This window comes from Rhizobium sp. Leaf384, assembly GCF_001424065.1.
GTDB lineage: Bacteria > Pseudomonadota > Alphaproteobacteria > Rhizobiales > Rhizobiaceae > Ferranicluibacter.
Genome location: NZ_LMQE01000001.1, coordinates 1,317,391 through 1,334,709, shown reverse-complemented (window position 1 = coordinate 1,334,709; position 17,319 = coordinate 1,317,391). Strand labels below are relative to the sequence as shown.

General features: G+C 62.6%; 15 protein-coding genes, 1 tRNA gene and 1 riboswitch. Of the genes, 7 read left to right on the top strand and 9 right to left on the bottom strand.

Annotated elements, in window-relative coordinates:
* Positions 1–136: 136 nt before the first annotated feature.
* Positions 137–1,330, bottom strand: coding sequence for an O-succinylhomoserine sulfhydrylase (locus tag ASG25_RS06075; protein WP_062470616.1), 1,194 nt, complete (start codon positions 1,328–1,330; stop codon positions 137–139).
* Positions 1,331–1,375: 45 nt separating this feature from the next.
* Positions 1,376–1,454, bottom strand: a riboswitch (SAM riboswitch).
* Between the two features lie 73 nt (positions 1,455–1,527).
* Here ASG25_RS06075 and ASG25_RS06070 point away from each other — a divergent pair.
* The 3 genes from ASG25_RS06070 (at position 1,528) to ASG25_RS06060 (ending at position 3,833) form a co-directional block, all read left to right on the top strand.
* A complete protein-coding gene (locus ASG25_RS06070) occupies positions 1,528–2,622 on the top strand; it encodes a 2'-deoxycytidine 5'-triphosphate deaminase (RefSeq protein WP_062470613.1) in 1,095 nt (364 codons plus the stop codon).
* 76 nt (positions 2,623–2,698) lie between these two features.
* Positions 2,699–2,772: transfer RNA gene (locus ASG25_RS06065), tRNA-Gly, on the top strand.
* A 326-nt stretch (positions 2,773–3,098) separates the two neighbouring features.
* Complete coding sequence (locus ASG25_RS06060) at positions 3,099–3,833, top strand: class I SAM-dependent methyltransferase (protein WP_062470610.1); 735 nt, start codon at positions 3,099–3,101, stop codon at positions 3,831–3,833.
* Positions 3,834–4,218: 385 nt separating this feature from the next.
* Here ASG25_RS06060 and ASG25_RS06055 read toward each other — a convergent pair whose 3' ends face one another.
* The 4 genes from ASG25_RS06055 to ASG25_RS06040 all read right to left on the bottom strand — a co-directional run bounded on the left by ASG25_RS06055 (position 4,219) and on the right by ASG25_RS06040 (position 10,242).
* The gene (locus ASG25_RS06055) at positions 4,219–5,904 is read right to left on the bottom strand and encodes a glycerol-3-phosphate dehydrogenase/oxidase (RefSeq protein WP_062472285.1); all 1,686 of its coding nucleotides are present in this window, start codon (positions 5,902–5,904) and stop codon (positions 4,219–4,221) included.
* A 35-nt stretch (positions 5,905–5,939) separates the two neighbouring features.
* Positions 5,940–6,716 (bottom strand): DeoR/GlpR family DNA-binding transcription regulator, encoded by a 777-nt coding sequence (locus ASG25_RS06050; RefSeq protein WP_062470608.1) that lies wholly within the window; start codon positions 6,714–6,716, stop codon positions 5,940–5,942.
* Complete coding sequence (locus tag ASG25_RS06045; protein ID WP_062470605.1) at positions 6,713–8,251, bottom strand: FGGY-family carbohydrate kinase; 1,539 nt, start codon at positions 8,249–8,251, stop codon at positions 6,713–6,715. The genes ASG25_RS06050 and ASG25_RS06045 overlap by 4 nt, the downstream gene beginning before the upstream one ends.
* Before the next feature lie 125 nt (positions 8,252–8,376).
* Positions 8,377–10,242 carry a glycosyltransferase family 2 protein gene (locus ASG25_RS06040; RefSeq protein WP_244479322.1) on the bottom strand — a complete coding sequence of 622 codons (1,866 nt, stop codon included), beginning with the start codon at positions 10,240–10,242 and terminating at the stop codon, positions 8,377–8,379.
* Between the two features lie 253 nt (positions 10,243–10,495).
* Between ASG25_RS06040 and ASG25_RS06035 the strand changes: the two genes are divergently transcribed.
* Positions 10,496–11,254 (top strand): transporter substrate-binding domain-containing protein, encoded by a 759-nt coding sequence (locus ASG25_RS06035; RefSeq protein ID WP_244475185.1) that lies wholly within the window; start codon positions 10,496–10,498, stop codon positions 11,252–11,254.
* Positions 11,255–11,269: 15 nt separating this feature from the next.
* On the opposite strand, the gene ASG25_RS06030 is transcribed toward ASG25_RS06035, so the two are convergent.
* The 3 genes from ASG25_RS06030 to ASG25_RS06020 all read right to left on the bottom strand — a co-directional run bounded on the left by ASG25_RS06030 (position 11,270) and on the right by ASG25_RS06020 (position 13,304).
* Entirely contained in the window at positions 11,270–11,680 is a 411-nt protein-coding gene (locus ASG25_RS06030; protein ID WP_062470596.1) for a tellurite resistance TerB family protein, read from the bottom strand.
* Between the two features lie 198 nt (positions 11,681–11,878).
* Positions 11,879–12,631: a hypothetical protein gene (locus ASG25_RS06025; protein ID WP_062470593.1), complete on the bottom strand. Its 753-nt coding sequence runs from the start codon at positions 12,629–12,631 to the stop codon at positions 11,879–11,881.
* 13 nt (positions 12,632–12,644) lie between these two features.
* On the bottom strand, positions 12,645–13,304 hold the full coding sequence (locus ASG25_RS06020) for a helix-turn-helix transcriptional regulator (protein WP_062470590.1): 660 nt from the start codon (positions 13,302–13,304) through the stop codon (positions 12,645–12,647).
* 224 nt (positions 13,305–13,528) lie between these two features.
* On the opposite strand from ASG25_RS06020, the gene ASG25_RS06015 reads away from it, so the two are divergent.
* Positions 13,529–14,650: a calcium:proton antiporter gene (locus ASG25_RS06015; protein WP_062470587.1), complete on the top strand. Its 1,122-nt coding sequence runs from the start codon at positions 13,529–13,531 to the stop codon at positions 14,648–14,650.
* On the opposite strand, the gene mntR is transcribed toward ASG25_RS06015, so the two are convergent.
* The gene (mntR, locus tag ASG25_RS06010) at positions 14,647–15,159 is read right to left on the bottom strand and encodes a manganese-binding transcriptional regulator MntR (protein WP_156379602.1); all 513 of its coding nucleotides are present in this window, start codon (positions 15,157–15,159) and stop codon (positions 14,647–14,649) included. The genes ASG25_RS06015 and mntR overlap by 4 nt on opposite strands.
* 231 nt (positions 15,160–15,390) lie before the next feature.
* Between mntR and ASG25_RS06005 the strand changes: the two genes are divergently transcribed.
* The gene (locus ASG25_RS06005) at positions 15,391–16,758 is read left to right on the top strand and encodes an Nramp family divalent metal transporter (protein ID WP_062470584.1); all 1,368 of its coding nucleotides are present in this window, start codon (positions 15,391–15,393) and stop codon (positions 16,756–16,758) included.
* 77 nt (positions 16,759–16,835) lie between these two features.
* The gene (locus ASG25_RS06000; RefSeq protein ID WP_062470581.1) at positions 16,836–17,267 is read left to right on the top strand and encodes a DUF4174 domain-containing protein; all 432 of its coding nucleotides are present in this window, start codon (positions 16,836–16,838) and stop codon (positions 17,265–17,267) included.
* Positions 17,268–17,319 lie beyond the last annotated feature (52 nt).

Sequence of the window (17,319 nt, the reverse complement as noted above, 5' to 3'; positions counted from 1 at the left end):
TGGTTTCCCGAAGAATAACGCCCGCAGGAAGTGTGTTGCGGCATGGCACGCCGTCACGCTGTCACGCCGCGCGGGGTTAGCGCGACGTGACGCTCCGAGGATGGAGCAGGGCCGGGTAGCAGGATCAGGACGCGCCTCAGGCGGCGACGGTCTTCAGCGCCCGGGCGAAATCCTCGATGAGATCCGCACTGTCCTCGATGCCGGCCGACAGGCGCACGGTCCCGTCGGAAATGCCGAGTTCCGCACGGGCCTCCTCGTTGAGGTTCTTGTGCGTCGTCGTTGCCGGATGCGTGATCAGGCTCTTGCTGTCGCCGAGATTGTTGGAGATCTTGACGATTTCCAGCGCGTTCTGCAGCGCGAACGCCGCCTTCTTGCCACCCTTCATGTCGAAACAGACGAGCGTCGATCCGCCCTTCATCTGCTTGGCGATGATATCCGCCTGCGGATGGTCCTTGCGGCCGGGGTAGATGACGCGCGCAATCTGGTTCTGTTCGGCGAGGAAGTCGGCAACCTTCGCTGCGTTTTCGCTCTGCTGGCGCACCCGCAACGGCAGGGTCTCGATGCCTTTCAACAGCGTCCAGGCGTTGAACGGGGACAAGGCAGGGCCGGTGTGGCGGAAATAATCGTGCAGATGCTCGTCGATCCAGTCTTTCGACGAGAGGATGACACCGCCAAGGCAACGCCCCTGGCCGTCGATATGCTTGGTGGCGGAATATACGACGACATGGGCGCCGAGTTCGAGCGGCTTCTGCAGGAGCGGCGTCGCAAAGACGTTGTCCACCACCAGCTTGGCACCCGCCGCATCGGCAAGCTTCGCCACGGCGGCAATGTCGACCACCTCGAGTGTCGGATTGGTCGGGCTTTCCAGGAAGAAGACCTTGGTATTCGGGCGGATGGCCTTTTCCCAGTTCTCGATGAAGCGGCCGTCGACCAGCGTGCATTCGATGCCATAGGAGGGCGCCAAGGTTTCCACGACCCAGCGGCACGAACCGAAGAGCGCGCGTGCGGCGACGATATGATCCCCCGCCTTCAACTGGCAGAGGATGGCGGCAGCCACGGCGGCCATGCCCGAGGCCGTTGCGCGCGCATCCTCGGCGCCTTCGAGGAGGCACATGCGCTTTTCGAACATGTCGTTGGTGGGGCTGCCATAGCGCGCGTAGATAAAGCCGTCCGTTTCACCCTTGAAGCGTGCTTCCGCAGCTTCCGATGTCTCGTAGACGAAGCCCTGTGTCAGGAAGATCGCCTCGGACGTCTCACCGTGATTGGAGCGGGTCGTGCCGCCGTGAACGAGCTGGGTCGCGGGGCGCCAGGTCTTGTTTGCCGTGCTCATCGCTTGTCTCCTTCCAGAAACAAAAAAACCGGTCGCGTAAAGCAGACCGGTTCGAGCCCGGTCTTTTTAGCCATTTGTTTAACGTGGCTGCAAGCCGACCGGCCAAATCACCACGGGATAAGTTCCCATACGTCTTCGCCCCGCTTGCGTCAATCAGCCGTTTTTGGTTTTGTCGGCCCCGGAAAAAGGATGAAGGCATGGCGCGCGACACAGGCATTCTGGCGGATAGCGCAATCGCTTCGCTGTTCGATCAAGGCCGCCTTCTCAGCGAAGGGGCGCTGGACGACGACCAGATCCAGCCGGCGAGTCTCGACCTGCGTCTGGGCGGTCGTGCCTTCCGGGTGCGTGCGAGCTTCATGCCCGGTCCCGGGCATCTCGTCGCCGACAAGCTCGATCGGCTCAAGCTGCACGTCATCGACCTGACCGAGGGTGCCGTGCTCGAGACCGGTTGCGTCTATATCGTGCCGCTGATGGAAAGCCTCGACCTGCCGGCCACCATGTCGGCCTCGGCCAATCCGAAGAGTTCAACCGGACGGCTCGACATCTTCACCCGCGTCATCACCGACCGGGCGCAAGAGTTCGACAAGATCCCGGCCGGGTATCGCGGCCCGCTTTATCTCGAAATCAGCCCACGCACGTTTCCGGTCATCGTTCGCCGGGGCTCGCGTCTCTCGCAGATCCGCTTCCGGGTCGGACACGCGCTCCTGACCGAAAGCGAAGTGCTTGATCTTCACCGAACGGAAACGCTGGTCGCCAGCGATACGCCGAACGTATCGGGGGCCGGCATCGCACTGTCGATTGACCTCAAGGGCACGGGCCCCGAAGGTCTGATCGGCTACCGCGGCAAGCACCACACGGCCGTGGTGGATGTCGACCGCAAAGGTGCGCATGGGATTTATGATTTCTGGGAGCCGCTATACAGCCGCGGTGCCGACGAGCTCATTCTCGATCCCGACGAGTTCTATATCCTCGTCTCCCGCGAGGCCGTCCACGTGCCGCCTCTGTTTGCCGCTGAGATGACCCCGTTCGATCCCCTGGTCGGCGAATTCCGCGTGCACTATGCCGGCTTCTTCGACCCCGGCTTCGGCCATGCCCCGTCCGGCGGCACCGGCAGCCGGGCCGTGCTGGAAGTGCGCAGCCATGAGGTCCCCTTCATCCTCGAACACGGCCAGATCGTCGGCCGCCTTGTCTACGAGCACATGATGGAGCGACCGAGAGGGCTCTACGGCCTCGGCGTCGGATCGAACTATCAAGCGCAGGGTCTGAAGCTCTCCAAGCATTTTCGCGGTTGAGACGCGCCTTTCCGTCTTCGGAAACCGCGGCCAAGGATTGACACGCGGCTTCATCTGTTGGATGTCTGGCGCATTGGCGGGTGTAGCTCAATGGTAGAGCAGCAGCTTCCCAAGCTGAATACGAGGGTTCGATTCCCTTCACCCGCTCCAGCCAACCCACGATATCCGCGTTGCTTTTCTGGCTGTCCTCCGTCTGACCGAGGTCGGCAGCAACGCGTCCAATGCTTCCCCCTTTGCCGAGCCTGACGATCATTTCGACACAACAGGCTTGCACCGATCCAAGGTCTGAGCCGCTGTTGTGACACGCAAGCGTGCCACAATACAGCGGATGTCGCGTAAAAACGCGGTCGAATTCACAGAGCCGATGAACGGCGCGTATCTGCCGACTATAAATGGCGAACGCCTTGGGCAAGCTCCTCCGTTTATCTGACCACGGAGAGCGTTCTACACACGTGCCACGAAAGGCCAGGAACTCGATGGACAAGGCGACATTGGAAAATCCGGAATTCATGCAGTTCCTTCTTCTGGTCTACGATCATGCTCTTGCAAATCCGCGGGGCGACGCCTTTGATCTGGACAAGGTTGCAAAACTATCTGCCGCTGTTTCGTCCTCGCAATATCTCTATTCGCACATGCTGGGCGCCAAGCGTTTCGAGACCTCCGGCGACGTTCTCGACTATGCGGTCTCCTGTGCGACCGTCCAAGGTCTCTCGCTCGAGTTCGGCGTCTTCTCCGGACGCTCGATCAACCGGACCGCCGCAGCCCGCCCGTCCGACACGATCTACGGATTCGACAGTTTCGAGGGATTGCCGGAAAGCTGGCGCGACGGATACGACAAAAGCGCGTTTGCCCGGGACGATCTTCCGGCGGTGGCGGACAATGTCGAACTGGTCGTCGGCTGGTTCGATCGGACGCTGCCCAGCTTTCTGGATTCACATCCCGGTCCGGTATCGTTCCTGCACGTCGACTGCGATCTCTACAGCTCGACCCAGACGGTCCTGACACAGTTGCGCGAACGTCTCGTTCCCGGAACCATCATCCTCTTCGATGAGTACTTCAACTATCCGGGCTGGGAGATGCACGAGTTCAAGGCTTTTCGCGAATTCGTGGAAAGCACCGGCCTGCAGTATGAATACATCGCTCTGCATCCCAAGCACCAGCAGGTCGCCGTCCGGGTAACGGGCATCTACAACCGCCGACACCATATCTGAGGCGTTCGGGGAAGCGATGTCGGAGCGGAATGAAGCGTCGAAGAAAAAACAGCCTCGCATCGACTTGAAGCTGTCACATTCGGCTCCTATATTCCTCTCATCGGCAAACGGTCGAGCTTTTCTGAAAAAGAGAAGTTCTCGGGGTCGATAAAAGCTTTCGTCGATTTGACCACGGATGTACTGGCAACTTGATAAAAGCGAATGAGGAAGGTCGGTGCGATTTCGCCCCGGCCTTTTTTATTGTCTTATGTTCGGCGATCGACGTCCGAGACTCATCCCGCCGCTCAAGCGCGTCGCGTGAAAAAGGATTCCGCAACGCGCTTGAGGGTCTTGTTTTGATGCATGTCGTTTCCCGAAACCGCTGCACACGTTCGGGCGACAAGTATTAAGCCAGGGTGACGCCATGCAGGCGGGAAAGTTCGTCGCGTACGCGCGCGATCTCCTGCTCGATCCTCTCCTCGGACCAGCCGAGCGCCTGTCCGGCAATGTCTGCGATCCGAGCGAGAAGACGCAGCGTCAGCGTTCCCGTTACGGCAAGGGCCGTGCGACGGAGCACGATATCTGCAAGCCGCCCGACCTGCTCGTAGCGAACGACATAGTCGATTTCGCCCTCGAAATGGTCCGGCGCGTCGGGAAGGGGAACAGCACCCGTGGTGGCGAGGTGACGAGCCACGGCGCGCGCCTTCGTACCGTAACGGGCGAGAAGTTTTTCGACAGGTGCCTCCGCAAGACCGGAAATCGTGACGAGGTCAGCCACAAGCCGGCGGCGGCCGGCATCGTCTCCGGGAAAGTCCCGCCCTCCGCCAATCGGCATCGCTTCGGTCGAGACCGTGCGCGCGCGACCGAGACGCTTAAGGACCGTGTCCGCGACCTCTTCCGCATAACCACGGAACGTCGTCCACTTGCCCCCGACCAGCGACAGGACGGGAAAGGGACGATCTCCCTGAGGTTCCAGAACCGGCGTCACGTGATCTCGACTGATCAGGCCGGGGTTGCTGGCGTTGTTAGCCGGCAAAGGACGAATACCGCTGTAGGTATAGACGATCTGGCTGCGATCGAACGTCATCTTGGGCAGGAGCTTGCTCAGGCTTTCCAGAAGGTAATCGATCTCGTCGTCTTCGCAGCGCACGCTGTCGGGCTGGTCGGCCTTGATATCGGTCGAGCCGACCATCGCGCGACCCAGATAGTCGAAGACGAGGCAGATGCGGCCATCGTCCGCCTCGAAGTAGATCATCCGCCCATCGAGTTCCCTGAGCAGTGCATCGTGGCGCAGCAGGATATGCGAGCCCTTGGTGCCGCCGATCATGCGCGAGGTCTCGCCGAGTGCCGCGTTGACCGTGTCGATCCACGGGCCCCCCGCATTGACCACGAGGCGGGGCTTGACGCGCATCTGTGCTCCGTTGAGCAGGCTGGAAATGACCAGCGTATCGCCTGCTCGGCCTTCGAGGCGGGCATGATTGACCGCTGCAGACGCCGGACTTGCGGCCAGGCCGTCCCACACGAGTTCGGCGACCAGCCGTTCGGGATGCGTTACGGTCGCGTCGTAGTAGGTTCCTGTCGCGACGATGCGCGGGGTCAGCGCCGGCAGGCTGCGGAGGGATGCGGATTTGCCGGCCATCGTATGACGCGGCATCACCCGTTCGCGGGCGCCATAGGCATCGTACATCCAGAGGCCCGTCTTGATCAGGAGCGCGCCGCGGCTGCGGGGCGTTCCCTTGGCGCCGAAAAGCGTGCGCACGGCCGAAAGGATACCTTTCGTCCAGGAGAAGATGGGAATGACGGTGGCCAGAGGCTTTACGTAATGCGGGGCGTTGCGCAGCAGGAGGTTGCGCTCATAGGTCGATTGCGCCACCAGCCGAAGTTCGCCGGTTTCCAGGTATTTCAAACCGCCATGAATGAGGCGGGAGGGAGCGGCGCTCGTACCCGAGCCGTAGTCCGACTTGTCGAGGATGAGGCAGGTCAGCCCCTGGGCGCAGAGATCGCGAAACAGGCCAGCGCCGTTGACGCCCGCGCCGATGATGACGACGTCGACGGTGCCGGTTTTGGCGATGGCGTCCAGGCGCTCCGCCATGTCGCCGGGCCACCGCATGTCGTTGACGGTTTCGCTCATGATGTCCTGCCTGTTCTGGTGATGCTGAGGGGAATGCCGCGCGCGAGAAGATCTGCACGGACGTCGTCGGCCAGCCGGTCTGTGGCGAGGACGGCGTCGAAGGCCGAGAGGTCGGCAAAGACGTTCAGGGCCACCTTGCCGAATTTGGAGGCGTCGAGCAGCAGGATACGGCGCGAGGATGCGGCCATCATCGCCTGCTTGACTTTGGTCACCTGCGCATCCTGAATGAAGGCGATGCCGCCTTCCACGGCGGAGGCCGAACAGAAGAAGACGTTTGCCCGCAAAGCCGCGACGGCGCGCTCGGTCGTCAGCCCGATGAAGGCGTTGAACGTCCGATGATAGGTGCCGCCAAGGCAGAGCACCTCGATCTCGTCGATGTCGATCAATCTGTTGGTCGAAACGAGCCCGTTGGTAATGACCGTCAGCGGTCTGACGCCCGCCAGGAGGTCGGCCAGGGCTGCGCCCGTGGTGCTGTCGTCGAGCATGACGGCCTGCCCCGGTTCGACATGGGCAAGTGCGGCGCGCGCCAGTGCCGCCTTTTCCGCCTTGCCGACGGTCTCCCGATAGCGAAAGGCGCTTTCGTAGAGACCGGACGGCTGGACCGTCACGGTGCCGTGCAGTTTGCGCAGCACGCCCTGATGCGCAAGGCGATCGACATGGCGATGGATCGTCATGCGGGATACGCCGAAATGATTGACGAGATCGTCGATGCGCGCCTGTCCGGCCTGCATGATATAGTCGGCAATCTCATCCCGGCGCGCATCCCCCTTCATGACGTGATCGCCCCTCGAGACCCCTCCGCCAGTCGTTCGATCGCGTGCCAGTGTGGTTGCATCGCTTCAGCCATGTCGCGGTAGAGCGCATAGCGCGCGGCAAGCGCGGCTTTCCGCTCGGGGTCCGGGTTATGGCTGCGCAGGATCGTCGTCGTTGCCCGGGCGCCCGCCTGCGGGCTTTCGTAGAGGCCGATCGCAGCCCCGGCCGTCAAGGCAGCACCCCAAGCGGCAGCCTCGTCCGCGGAGGTTACATGCACCGGGAGATCCAGCGCGTCGGCAAACATCTGCGACAGAGCGGGATTTCGGGCGCCGCCGCCGGAAATCCGTGCCTCGGTCACCGGCATCACCGTTCGCAGGTCGTCCACATGCGCCTTGTGATTGAAGACGATGCCTTCGAGGACCGCCTTCAACATGTCGCCGCGGCCGTGCCAGCCGTGAACGCCGAAGAAGCCGGCACTGGCCGAACTGCCATAGGGAGAGCCGAACAGGTAGGGATGAAAGAGAATGTCGGACGGGCGGCCGAAAGCGGCGTCGAGTTCCGGCTTCAAAAGATGATGGATGTCGCGACCGCTCGAAAGAGCTTCCGCCTGCTCGGCGCGGCAGAACTGATCGAGGAACCAGTCGTAGTTTGCGGTCGATGCCGGAGACACCGCCATGTTGTTCCACTGCCCAGGCTCGATCCCGCTTCGGCAGTACCAGCGTGGGTCGGTCACCGGCCTGTCGGTCACCACCTCGTTGATCGAATAGGTCCCCGCCACGATCGACAGAAATCCGGTGTCATGGCCGCCGATGCCGAGCGCCGATGCTGTCACGTCGTGCAGGCCGGCAGCAACCGGCGTTCCCTCCAGGAGGCCTGTCCCTGCGGAAGCCGCCGCGGTGATGCCGCCGACGATGGCGGCAGACGGGGCCATCTCTGGAAGCGCATCCCACAGGGAATCCAGCCCGAAAATCGCCAGGGCGTCGCGGTCGAAGCTCTGCGTTGCGACGTTCGCAAAGGCGATGCTGGCCTCTGTCCGGTCGGTGCCGATCGTGCCTGTCAGGCAGAACCGAAGCCAATCCTTGCAGGCGAGCACGTGACCGATGCGGGCAAACCGATCCGGCTGATGGTCGCGCATCCAGGCGAGAATGGCCGAAGGCGCAGAGGCATGGGGAGACTGCCCTGTCAGGGCAAGCGCCTTTCCGGCAATCTCGGTCGCGTTCCAGGCGTCGGACAGGCTGCCCGCCCGGCTGTCGAGCGACAGAATGCCCGGTCCAAGCGGCCGTCCGTCACGGCTGAGCACGTAGACGCCATCGCCATGGGCGGTCGCGGCCACCGCCTTGATGTCGGACGGGCGGCAGCCGGCCGTCGTGATCGCGTCTCGAATGGCCTCGGCCGTCGCCGTCCAAAGCGCGTCCATATCGCGTTCCACCCAGCGCGGGTGCGGAAGGGATTGTGCCACGCGCCGGCGCGCCACGGACACGGGCGTTCCGTCCGGTCGGAAGACCACGGCCTTGGTCACCGTCAGCCCATTGTCGATGCCGAGCAGATAATCCACCGGTCAGTCCTCCCATCCTCCAGCCGAAGCTCCCGGCCACGGCGTGAGGTAACATATTCATGTGTGATATTCCCGTCAATCGGCGTGACGAATGATGGTGGCTCGTACGGAAGCCGGTGCATCGCTCAACTGGCTGACGGAATGTGCGGCGTCTTGTTCCAGGCAAAGGGCTTGCGATAGAGCTCGATGACGGCCGCCCAGGCAGCCCCCGAGATCAACAGCCAGTAGATGGGAACAGCCTTCCACTTGCCGCCGACGGCGCGCCGCTCGGCAGCCTGCATCGGCTTGCGGCCAAGCTGGATCATGATCGCGTAGCTGCCGATAAGGTTGAGGATATCGAGGAGCAGCAGGCCGGAGGTGAGCAACGTATCCCCTTCGGACAGCCCACCTGCTGTAAGGCTCCAGCCGAGGTAAACGAGGAAGGCGATGACCAGGGGATGACCGAGGGCCGACAGGATCATGCCGGCGACCAGGATCTGCAGGGTCGCAAAGGCCGTCCATCCCATCTGCCGCACCAGAAGAGACGGATTGCGCATCAGGACGAGCCAGGTCTGCATCCAGCCCTTGTACCAGCGGGTTCTTTGAGCAAACCACACGGCGATATCCGTCGGCGCGTCCTCGAAGGTCGGACGCGCAATCATCTGCGAGAGGTAGCCGAGACGAAACAGCCGCATGCCGACATCCGCATCTTCCGTCGTGTTGAAGGGATCCCAGCCCCCGACGTCTTTGAGGGCTTCGATGCGAAAATGGTTGGAGGTGCCGCCGAGCGGAAGAGGCAGGCCGCGCGATGCGAGGAAGGGCAAGAGGCCACGAAAGAGGCCCGAATATTCGAGCCCGAACATCGTGCTCAACCATCCAGCCTCGACATTGGTCACGACCAGGGGCGACTGAAGGCATGCAACGCGCGGGTCGGCGGCGCGAAAGGCGGCATGGGCCTCGCGCAACTGGCCCGGATCGGGCCTGTCTTCGGCGTCGTAGACCGTGAGAAAGGTGCCGCGTGCACCGGGGAGCGCGTAGCTCAACGCTTTCGGTTTGGTGCGCGGTGCGGCGGGAGGGACGCGCACGATCTCATATTCGCAGGAGAGCGACAGCGCCTCGAGCGCCGCCAGCGTCTCGCCGTCATCTTCCTCGCAGACAAGTTTGATGTCGAGGCGCGATCGAGGCCAGTCGAGACGATCAAGAGCGCGGACCAGCTGCCCCACGACTTCCGTTTCCCGGTAGAGCGCGACGAAGATCGAATAGATCGGCAAGGGTCCGGAGGGGTCTGCGGCCAGCCGCAACGGCACCGGAGATACGCTTCGGGGCCTTTCGAGCGGTCTTCCGATCCACAGAAGAGCGCGAGCGCGCAGAAACAACTGGCTGCAATAGAGGCCGGTCAGGAGAAGATGCAGCACGAGCATCCAGGCCACGGGTGCAAGCCAGGCGGAGACGACCAGCATGGCGAGGCCCAAGCCGGTACAAAACCCTTGCTGGCCCCAGAACACGATACGGGCACTGTGCATCGGCGCGGCCTCGAAGAGACCGGCAACGGCGGCGCCCACGCGGCGTTGACCGCCTGCAGCCCAGGCCGCCTTTCGCACCGCTGCAGGTGTCGAAACCACCAGGATTTGACGCAGCGCAGGCCGCCGTTCGAGCGTCAACGCGATGTCGGCGAGGCGGGCAAGCGTGGGAACGATGACGGTGACCGGCGGACGGCTGGAATGATAGAGACGCAGAAGCTGCGGGGAGATCAGCTGGATATCCAGCATCTCGGCATCATGGACCTGATCCGCGTCGATCTCAGCATGGAACGGAAGTCCGAGGAGATTGGCCAATCCTTCGAAGTAGAGATCGAGCACGATGTCGCGGGACGCCAGCAATTCCTCTTCGACCGTCGTTCCGTTCTCGTCCGCCCGAAGCATCATCCGGGCAATCGTCGGCTTGCCGATGCCGAGCTTGAGAAGCAGGCGTCCTTCCCGCAACAGGTCGACGGAAAAGGTTGGCAGGGGCAACTTTTCCGAAACGTTTGGCGCGCTCCGAGTAGCCATGTCCGTTGCTGGTGGATAGTCTAGATGACGCATCAACACCTCGTCGCAAACAGCGTCGGCCCTGCAGACCGGAACTCGACATCTGATGAGACCGATACGGATTTCTCCGATCCAACCGATCATTAGAACTATCTTAAGCATCTTTGCGTTGACTTGGATAGGTGCTGTTGCCGCGCAGGCGGTCGAGCCTGTCCGCGAGCTTCCGCTCGCCTTCGACATGCGCGAGCGGATCGCAAAGCCCGACCTTGGGGGGCTCGCACGACTGCGCTTCCTGACCACCGTTGACTTCCCGCCCTTCAACTTCATCGACCAGTCACAAAAGCTGTCGGGATTTCACATCGATCTGGCTCGCGAGATCTGTCGGGTTCTGGACATCGAGGCAAAGTGCCAGATCCAGGCCGTGACGTTCCAGGAGCTGCAGCCGGCATTGGAGGAAGGGCAGGGCGAGGCCGTCATTGCGGGTGTGGCGATGACCGATGCGCTCCGCCAGCGTTTTGCTTTCACGCGGCCGTTCCTGCGTCTGCCCGCTCGCTTCGCCGCACGGGTGTCACCCGGAAACGAGAACGGCCGGGGCGAGACGATCGAGCGCTCAGCCGTGCTTGCAAAGCCGGTCGGTGTCGTGGCGGGAACGACGCATGAAGCCATGCTGAAGGCGTTTTTCCCGACGGCCGCGGCCCAGGTCTTTCCGGATCGCGCAACGATGCTTCAGGCGTTGAAGACGGGCAGCGTGAATGCGGTTTTCTCCGACGGCATGCAGCTGTCCTTCTGGGCCGCTTCACCCGACGCAGCGGCATGCTGCACGCTGGTCGACGGCGCCTATGTCTCCGAACACTTTCTCGGGGAAGGGCTAGCAATCATGAACAGGAAGGGCGATCCGGCTCTGACGCAGGCTCTGGATCATGCCCTTCTCGAACTCACCCGCAACGGACGCCTCAACGAAATCTACCTGCGATATTTCCCGACCGGGATCTACTGATGTGCTGGCGCCGGCTCAGCGGCGCATGCGGGCCTGAGCACCGCGCTCGATCGCAGCACAGACGAGCTTGTCGAGACCAAGCCGGTCGCGCAGCAGGGCAAGAAGCCGGAGCTCCTCCGTCCTGACATTGCGATCGACAGCGGCAATATCGACAGCCAGGGCGTAGGCAGTCTCATACAGGCGCGGCGGCAGTGCCTCGCGCACCAATTCGAGCAGGATATCCAGCCCCTCTGGTGCCGACAGCAAGGTCGCGCTGCTTCGGGCGACCGGCAGGAGGCTTTCCGGGTCGAAATCATCGAAGACGGGCAGAATGCGGGAGAGCTTGCCGATCCGCTCCATTTCCTCGTCGCTCATGGCACGGTCCACGGCTGACATCATCACCATGACGTGGATCAGGGCTTCCTGGTGGGTCAAAGCTTGGGACATGCGTTCTCCGGGTTCACGAGATCCCGGACGTATGGTCTCGCAGGCACGGTTGCAATAGACCGAGATCACGCGGAGCGAAGATCGGACCTCATGCATGTCGCCCGAAAATGTGCAGCGGTTTCGGGAAACGATATGCATCAAAACATGACCCTAAAGCGCGTTGCGTGAAACCTGTTTCACGCAACGCGCTTTAACGGGTCAGGGCGCAGAACGAGACGAGGGCGGGGAAGGCGCAAAACCGGCGCGATAAAATCCCTTCGCCGTCGCCTTCGCCGCCTCCACAGCCGCGGTCAGGTCAGGGTCGTCGCCATCCACCTCCGCCCATCCATTGCGGGCAAGCCAGAGGGCGGGGTCGTCGGAGCCGATCCTGCAGCGGGCCTGCATCACGCCATCGCCAGCATCAGCCGGTGTCTCGCAGGTAAAGGCGCGGGCGCGGATGAAGTTGCGGAACGCGGTCCGCGCAACGGTGCCGCATGGCCAGTCGCCGCCCGTTGCCGTGCAGATCCGGTCCACCGATTGCGGTTTGAGACCCGCAAGCTGGATCGTCCGCCCGTCAAACTGCACGAGACCTGCCGTCAGCGCGACGGGGTGCCGAAGAATGGTTTCCTCAAGCTTCGGCGGCTCCGTCGGCGCTGCGCTCGACGGCGCGAGCGGCGCCGTATCGACGGCAGGCGGCTCCGGGATCGTATTCTGTGCCGGTCCGTTGTCGGGCAGCGGCGCATCCGGGGTCAACGGCATCGCCTCCATGCCCGGATCGGCGGGAATGTCCCCGTCCGTCGCAGGCTCTTCGCCGATGGTCGGCACGTCGCTGAGGTCAGGGGTTTCCAGCGTCATCTCGGGCACGGCCGCGCTCTCCGTGCCCGAGATGACGGATTTTCCTGCCAGAAGCAGGCCGATGGTCAGGACGACGCAGAGCGCCGGGCCACCGATGCGGAGCAGTGGAGCGTACATAAGGAAAACGGTCCTACTGGCTTGCCCAGATGATCCGGGCGATCCACTCCACCTCGGAAAGGTCGAAGCTGCGGTTCGGATGTTCGGGGTTGAGGGAGTGGAGGTCGATGCTGCGTGCGCTCTGGCGCATCAGCACCTTTGCCATGACCTCGCCCTCGGTTGTCTTGACGACGACGCGATCGCCGCGGCGAACCTGTGCGCCCGGCTCGACGATCAGGACATCGCCGTCCCTGTAGAGCGGCTGCATGCTGTCGCCCTGAATTTCCAACGCGTAGACGCCCGCTTTTGTACCCGATGCAGGAAAATCGACCACGTCCCAGCCCTGACCTGCAGGAAAACCGCCATCGTCGAAAAAACCGCCGGCTCCCGCCTGGGCAAAGCCGAGAAGCGGAATGGCACTCGACGGCGCCAGCGTCTCCACGCTGCTGGATCGCTTGTCACCCTCTGGGCGCAGGAACTCCATGAACTGACTGATCGTCGATCCCGTCGCATCCAGAACCTTGGCGATGGATTCGGTCGATGGCCAGCGCTCGCGTCCGTCGGCGGACTGGCGCTTCGATTTGTTGAACGATGTCGGATCAAGCCCGGCACGGCGAGCAAGTCCCGAGGGCGACATCTGGTGCCGCTCCGCCAAGGCGTCTATCGCATGCCAGATACGCTCATGTGACAGCATCGACCTGATGTCCCGGTGACCTGATGTCGTGGTGAAAGGTCCGGATGCAAGATCCGGAGAAGTGGAATACATCCTCTATCCGGCCAGACACTAGCCAAAAAACAGCAACAAGTAAAGAATGCGAGGAAAATAATCCTTATTCGATCGCTTCAGGTGGTTTTGTTGAAATGCAGGTCGCAGGACCTATACTTGCATTTTCCGACCATCAAGGCCGTTCAGGTCGTATGCCATGTCCAGACGAGCGAGGCGCCGTGCTCTTCACCCTTATCCGCTCCGAGCGGCTTATCCTCGTTGCCATCGTGGCCGGCATCGCGGGACTTGCGTCCGAACACAGCCTCATCGGCATGGGGCAGGTGGCGTCGCTTGCCGGTGCCGTGTTCCTGATCGGCGCCATCATCCTGGCCTCGATGCGGGTGGCACACCACGCGGAACTGCTGGCAACCAAGGTCGGTGATCCCTACGGTACGATGATCCTGACGCTCTCGGCCGTGCTGGTCGAGGTGGTCATTCTCGCGATCATGATGAGTTCATCCGAAAGCTCGCCGACGCTGGTGCGCGATACGATCTATTCCGCCGTCATGCTCGACATCAACGGTATTCTCGGCATCGCGGCGCTTCTGGGCGGGCTGAAGCACGGCGAACAGCCCTACAACGACGATTCCAGCCGCACCTATTGCGTCATGATCCTGACGGCCATGAGCATCTCTATGATCGTGCCGGAGTTCATTCCGCAAGCGAAGTGGCACTTCTATTCCGCCTTCACCATCGTTGCGATGATCATGCTCTATGGTCTCTTCCTGCGCATGCAGGTCGGGGCGCACAGTTACTTCTTCAGCTACAGCTATCCGAAGACCCGTCGCGAAAAAGCAGTCGGGCGCGTCGAAGAGCCAGAGAGCACGACGCTCTCGATCGGCATTCTCGTCTTCGGCATCGTCGTCATCGGCGTGCTGGCCGAGATCATGTCGGCGCTGCTCAATACCGGCCTGGCGGGAACCGGCGCCCCGCCGATCCTGGCCGCCATCGTCGTCGCCGCCATTTCGGCCGCACCCGAGATCATGACCGCCATGCGCTCGGCCCTTGCCAATCACATGCAGTCGGTTGTCAACATCGCGCTCGGCGCTTCGCTTTCCACCGTCATTCTCACCGTCCCCGTGATGGAGGCCATCGCGCTTTATACCGGCCAGCCGTTCATCATGGCGATGACCCCGGTGCAGACGGTCATGATCACCATCACGCTGATCGTCGCGGCGATCAACCTCAACGACGGCGAGACCAATGCCATCGAGGGCATGACGCATTTCGTGCTGTTCGCCACCTTCGTCATGCTGTCCTGCCTGGGGCTCTAAGGCGCGTCGCGATCTTTCGCATGCGAAGACCGGTCGGCGATCAGACGACGGAATGCCGCCAGCGTTTCGTCGCTGACATGATGCTCGATACCTTCGGCATCCACCCGCGCCGTCTCCGGACTAACGCCGAGACAGCGCAGGAACTGTTCCACGGTCTGGTGCCGCTCCCGGCTTTCGGCCGCCATCTTCTGTCCCGCTTCGGTCAGGAAAACGCCGCGATAGGGCTTTCGCGAGACGAGACCATCGGCTGCAAGCCGCGCCAGCATCTTGGCAACGGTCGGCTGCGCCACGCCCAGGCGGGCGGCAATATCCACCTGCCGCGCCTCGTTGCCGTCGTCGATCAGATCGGCAATCAGCTCGACATAATCCTCGACAAGGGCGCCGCGCAACGCCTGGCGCGTCTGGCGGAAGCCCTCCGAGTGCGTGTCCGCGTCCGGAAGGGGATCCGCGCGGGGAATGGATCTGCGCGCCACGTATTCCTGATCCTTCGAGTTCGCGTCAACGTTCATGCATCCGGTTTTCGCGTGTCTATCATGCAAGCGGGCATTTTCCGAATGGCTTTCTCCACTCCTCCACCACCAGAATGTGCCGCCCATGGCCCGGACCAGGACCAGACCAAGGCCATCACCACGCTGCACTGCGGAAAAAAGCCAAATCGATGAAATATAGCCCATTGCATAATGTTCGGGCCTGCCCTAGTTTTTGTCCATCGACGCCGATCCGCATCCGGAGACTGCCTGATGGCTACCCCTGACGTTCTTCTGAACCAGCGTGAAACCCGCTCCAGCTGGCGTTTCAATCATTCGGAAGAAGAGGGGCGGCAGAGCCTTGCCGACGTTCACTCCACGGTCGCGGTGCCTGTGGGTGGCACATGGTTTCGCCGCTTCCTCGCCTTTGTCGGTCCCGGCTACATGGTCTCGGTCGGCTACATGGACCCGGGAAACTGGGCAACGGACATCGCAGGGGGTGCCCAGTTCGGCTACACCCTGCTCACGGTCATCCTTCTGTCCAATCTCATGGCTATCCTCCTGCAGGCGCTGGCCGCCCGCCTCGGCATCGCCACGGGTCGCGATCTGGCGCAAGCCTGTCGGGATGCCTACCCGAGGCCTGTCGGCTTCGTGCTCTGGATCGCCTGCGAGCTTGCCATCATCGCCTGCGATCTTGCCGAGGTCATCGGCACGGCGATCGCGCTGAAACTGCTGTTCGGGATTCCCCTGATCGCCGGCGCGCTGATCACGGCGCTCGATGCCTTTCTGCTTCTCTACCTGATGCAGAAGGGTTTCCGCTTCCTGGAGTCCTTCGTCATGGCACTCCTCGGCATCATCGCCCTCTGCTTCCTCGTGCAGATCGCCGCCGCCGCCCCGCCGGTCGCCGCTGTGCTGCAGGGCTTCCTGCCGTCGACGGAGGTCGTCACCAATCCTGCGATGCTCTACATCGCCATCGGGATTATCGGCGCAACGGTCATGCCGCACAATCTCTACCTTCACTCGTCGATCGTCCAGACGCGCAAGTTCGAACGTACCGAGCCGGGCAAGCGCGAGGCGATCAAGTGGGCGACCCTCGACAGCACGATTGCACTCATGCTCGCGCTGTTCATCAATGCTGCCATCCTCATCGTTGCAGCCTCCGTCTTCCATGCCAACGGCCGTACCGACGTCGCGGAAATCGAACAGGCCTACGAACTTCTCTCGCCGCTGCTGGGTCTTGGCATCGCCTCGACACTCTTTGCCGTCGCGCTGCTCGCGTCCGGACTCAATTCCACGGTCACGGCAACCCTGGCCGGGCAGATCGTCATGGAAGGGTTTCTGCGGCTGACGATCCCGAACTGGGCCCGCCGTCTCATCACCCGGGGCATCGCCATCGTGCCTGTCGTCGTCATTACCTATCTCTACGGCGAGCGCGGCACGGCCGAGCTTCTGGTGCTGAGCCAGGTCGTGCTGTCCATGCAACTGCCGTTCGCGGTCATCCCGCTGGTCAGCTTCGTCACCAACCGCGAGAAAATGGGCACGTTCGTCGTCTCCCGCTGGGTCGGCGCGCTCGCCTGGATCGTCGCCACCATCATCGTCGTGCTCAACGTCAAGCTGCTCTACGAGACCTTCCTGGCCTGATCCCAGACGCCGATGACGGGGATGTGAGGGAACGCCGTACCGCACCGTGGCGTTTTCACGCAAACGGGAGATCTCCGATGTCGCGCATCCTCAGGGCTGCTGCCCTTGCCCTTCTTGTCGTCAGCAGTTCTTTCCCCGCTTTTGCTTCCGGCATCGACACCTTTGGCTGGAAAAGCCGCGTCCTCCTCGTCTTCGCAAAGCTTGGGAACGCTGAGGCCGTCGAGCAGAGACGGCTTCTTCTTCAGGGTAGAGCGGCGCTTGCCGACCGTGACATGGTGGTGCTCGAGGTGGTCGGCGACACCGTGATGCCTGTCTTCGGCAGGGCAGAGACCGCCACGGCCGCAGAACTGCGCAAAGACGCCGGCGTGACGGATAACGGCCCGTTTGCCGCGATCCTTGTCGGCAAGGACGGCGGCATCAAGCTGCGCGCCGCCAAGCCGGTGGCTCCGGAGCAGCTGTTCGGGCTCATTGACAGCATGCCGATGCGCGCAAACGAGGCGTCCCGCTAGGTTCGACATCGGCGGCTCTCCCTCTGGCTCCGCCAGACTTCATGCTTCCGTC